This is a genomic window from Persicitalea sp., assembly GCF_041751555.1.
Lineage (GTDB): Bacteria > Bacteroidota > Bacteroidia > Cytophagales > Spirosomataceae > Persicitalea.
Map to the genome: position 1 here is coordinate 1 of NZ_JBGSXF010000407.1, position 4,142 is coordinate 4,142.

The 4,142-nt window shown below is 50.9% G+C and carries 3 protein-coding genes; all 3 read right to left on the minus strand.

Translation table 11 applies throughout. From position 1 onward, the window contains the following. Positions 1-123: 123 nt before the first annotated feature. Positions 124-813: a twin-arginine translocation signal domain-containing protein gene (locus ACEW8P_RS14430; protein ID WP_373513782.1), complete on the minus strand. Its 690-nt coding sequence runs from the start codon at positions 811-813 to the stop codon at positions 124-126. A gap of 199 nt (positions 814-1,012) precedes the next feature. After that, on the minus strand, positions 1,013-3,454 hold the full coding sequence (locus ACEW8P_RS14435) for an outer membrane beta-barrel protein (protein WP_373513783.1): 2,442 nt from the start codon (positions 3,452-3,454) through the stop codon (positions 1,013-1,015). Positions 3,455-3,611: 157 nt separating this feature from the next. Then, on the minus strand, positions 3,612-4,142 hold a 531-nt coding region (locus tag ACEW8P_RS14440), incomplete at its 5' end, for a BBE domain-containing protein (RefSeq protein WP_373513784.1).

Sequence of the window (4,142 nt, forward strand, 5' to 3'; positions counted from 1 at the left end):
AAAAGGAAAGCGGCGAATACTAACAAATATCGTTTCATAACTTTTGGATTGAGCTTTGTGAAAAATGTAGAACAATTAGTAAGTAGGGACTTTCCGGGCGTCACCCAGAAAGTCCTGGCTGCATCATCCGCCTGCGTAGATATAAGCGCATTTTTTTTCGTGAGCACGTCCCAGCGCCCAAACCCCGGAGGGTACCACCTCGATGTTAGGCAAAATGCCCGCCATCCACTCTTTTTGTACTTCCTTAGGATCTTTTCCCATTTTTTGAGCCAGCATCCCGCTATACACACTGATGGCCAGATTGCACACACAAAACATGGCTCCCCGCTCTGACATCCTTTTGATCCCATCGATACCCGGCATGGGGTAGTCTCCATCCTTGGGTATGTAGTATGGATTCCGTACGGCCGGGGCTCCGGTGGTATTGTCGGTGATGTTGAAGACCTCGCCGAACTTGTATTTTGCCCACAACTTGTCTTCCATGGCAAAAGGAATGGCATTGTGCCGAAGTACTACCATAGCCGTCATGTCCTTGTCGGCAGTTCCGGTCTGATTGTTGGTCAAATAAAAAGCCCAGGACCAGATGATGGGGAAACCATTGTGTGGTTCGGGGGCATCATAAACTACCCTGTGCTCCCCCTTCACTTTATTGAACCACGCATCGGCTTCGCCCGAAAACTGTGGCTCCGGGGTTGGAACATTCGCTGCCAACAAAGGACTCGCCAGACTGGCAACCCCGGCCGTGGCGGCTAATTTTCCGATGAAACTTCTTCGGGAATCGATGTTTGGGTACTGATCATTAGATGTCTTCATGATTGCGATTGTTTTGAGATGAAAAATATTACTGGTACTGTAAAAGCGGTTATTCTTCCTCGATTTCGAGGATTAAAGTTTTCTCGACTATTTAGCAGCTGGTATTTCCCTGCAAATTTCGGCAGCAAGGGAAGGCCCTAACATCCCATGAAACAGGGACGGAAAAACGGAGAGCACTTCCGTACTACTACTTTCGCCATCAATTTGCCCGCCTGCTTTCCGATTCCGACCCCGTACTTCGCTCACGGGTAGCTTTTACCTTCTGGTTGCCGAAGGTGTAGGTCAGGTTGAGCATCGCGATTCTGGTGTCAAATTTCATCCACATATTCGATACCAGTTTTCCGGGTACATTCATGCTCGTGATCCAGCCATTGGTGTGGAATACGTCCTGAATGCTGAATTTGACCTTGATTGACTTTGTCATCGCCTTTTGAACCCCTACATCCAGGGATCCCATCCACGGCGACCGATTCAGTAGGATCATCGCTGGGGTCGTTACCCAACCGGAGAGTTCAGCCGTCCAGCCTTTTCCAAGAATGAATGAATTGTTACCGTTCAGACGAGCGGAAAGGTTGTTAATCTGCACCGCTTCATTCTCGTATTCAAACTGATATTGATTCAAATAACTCATCAACGTGGCCTGAAACTGCCAACGCTTCGAGATAGTGACAGGAAGCCCTGCGGTGAGCGAATAACTCTGCATGTTGCCGGCATTTTCCATAACGGCATACCTATTATTGCCCCCGATTCCGTAGAAAACCCAACTCATAAGATCGGTGGTCAGGCTCGCCCCAAGCGTCAGGAATTTTCCATCCCTGAACCCGTATCGCATTTCAAACGCCGAGGTGTACTGGGGTTTCAGAAATGCGTTCCCTTCCTGGAATGTAAAGGCGTCCACGTACCCACGTGCGGGGTTAAGGCTCTGGTAGTTAGGTCGGTCGATGCGGTAGCTGTAGGAAAGGCTCACCATCCGGTCACGCGATAAGGGGCGAGAAACGAAGACGCTGGGAAACAGGTTGAGGTACTTGCGCGGAACAACCTGGTTCAGCGTGATGGAGTTTCCTTCCGAACGGGTGTGTTCCGCCCGCAAGCCGACCTGCACTCTGGTCTTGAGACTATCCACCTTACCAATGCCTCCCGAAAGAGTGGCGTAGATCGCACCCACCCTTTCGTCGTACACGAAATGGTTAGAAAGCTCAGGGTTTTTCCGCAAGTTTTCCACTGCCCCGTCCCGAACGGTCAAATTATTGTCCGTGGTAATGTCTGCCCACTTTATGCCGGATTCCAATTCCCAGCCGTTGGGTAGGCCTTGGCTATAGTCCGCCTTCGCGGTTCGGATTTTTATCGTCGTGGGCTGGCTGTTGAAAAGGGCCATCGTCCCGACGTTGGAAGCAGCGGGCGCGATCAAGTTATCGGTCAGCAGGTCGTTGGTATAATCCCGGTCGAACTGCCCGTAGTCCAGGTCAGCCGAAAGTTGTCCTTTCTCACCAAAAGTATGCTGAGCGTTGAAGTTGAACAAATGATTCTGACTGATGGAATTTTGCGTTTTCTGGGTGTAGGCTTGCAGGTAGGCTGGCCCTCCCTCCTTTCTCGAGAAGGTACTCTGGGCCGGGCCCTTCTCGCGGTGGTCGCTCCAAAGACCCGTCCATACCAGGCCTAAAATAGTATTTTTCGAAGGCGTGAAGTCCAGCCCGGCCTTCGCGTTTTGACCAAGTTCCTTGAACTTCAGATAGGAATTGGATTTGGAGAAAGTCTGCCGGGCCGGCTCTGACTCGGAGGGGTCCTGCTGTACGCTGTTCACCCAAAAATCCCAATAATTGCCTCCCCGGTTCATGCTGTATGAACCAAACAAGTTGAGTTTGGCCGTGCGGTTATTCAACTGACCGCTCGCCCGCTCCCGGTGGAAGCGCCCCGTTCCTCCGGCTATGGACAGCGAACCGTTAGTACCCAGGCTGGCATTTTTTTTCAGCCGGATGTCGATAATTCCTGCGTTGCCCGCCGCATCGTAACGCGCCCCAGGACTGGTGATAATTTCGATGGTGGCGATGTTGTCGCTCGACATCGTACGCAACAAGGCCACTACGTCTTCCTGTGAGAGATAGCTTTGTTTGCCGTCGATCTGCACGATCACTCCCTCTTTTCCCCGCAACTGCACCCGGTTATTTTGGTGATCTACCGTCACGCCCGGCGCTTTTTGTAGTACTTCCAGGGCAGTACTGCCACTGCCGATGATACTACCCTCCACGTTGACTACCATGCGGTCGATACGCTGCTCCACGAAGGGTTTCTTGGCCGTGACAAGTACCTCGCCAAGCTCGTTGGCGACCTCAGCCAGAGTAATTCTGGGGACTTGCTTCGATGAAGTACCCAACGCGAAGTACGCGCTGTATTTCGTGCGGTGCCCTACGGCAGACGCCTTCAGCAGGTAGGTTCCCGCAGAGATACTTTCAAAAACGTACATCCCTTCCAAATCAGAAGCAGTAGCTCTCAACAGAGAGGAATCTCCTGCTGCCATCAACCCGACGGTGACAAAGGGTAGGGGTTTGCCTTTCTCATCGACGATCTCTCCGTTGATGGTACTTTGCGCCAATCCGAGGTTTGGTAAAAGAATGCAGAGAAAAATAAAATTGCGCGTTTTCATGTGTGTGGGAATTGTTGTTTCTACAAATTTCGGCAGTAAGGTAGGGCCATAACATCCCAGGAAAGGGGGATGGGGCACAGAAAATCCTACTAGCGGACTGACCACTATTGCGCCTGTACAATCTTAAAAATCGCTGTTAACCCAGCTGGATGACCTACTAGGAAACTGGTTTTATGTTCTGGTTAACATGGAAGAAGTTGCTGGGATCGTACTCGGATTTTACAGACACCAATCGTTCGTAGTTATCCTTGTATGAAGCCTTTATTCTTTCCTGGCCTTCTTCCATCATGAAGTTCACATAAGCACCTCCCATAGCGTGAGGAGTTAGCGCCTCATAGAAGTCTTTGCACCAGTCGGTTATTTGTTGTGCGTTGGCAGGATCGGGATCTACCCCCACAATTACCTGCGCCCAACGCGCATCGCGATTGGCCCAGGCAGTTTCGTGGTTGGCCACTTCATGCACGGCACCGTCTATTGGATACAAATGGGTAGTGGTGTGGAAGTTAGGAATTTTCTGCCCGAATTCGATATTGACATCGATCGCTTCATCGGTCAATTCGTTGAAATAATGCGCTCTCCAGTACCACTGCATTCCGGGCGGATAAAGTCCGTCGAACATACCATTGAGGGCGGGCATTGGTATCTCGCTCACGAAATCCAATATGGGCGGACCAAATTCGCGTATCGG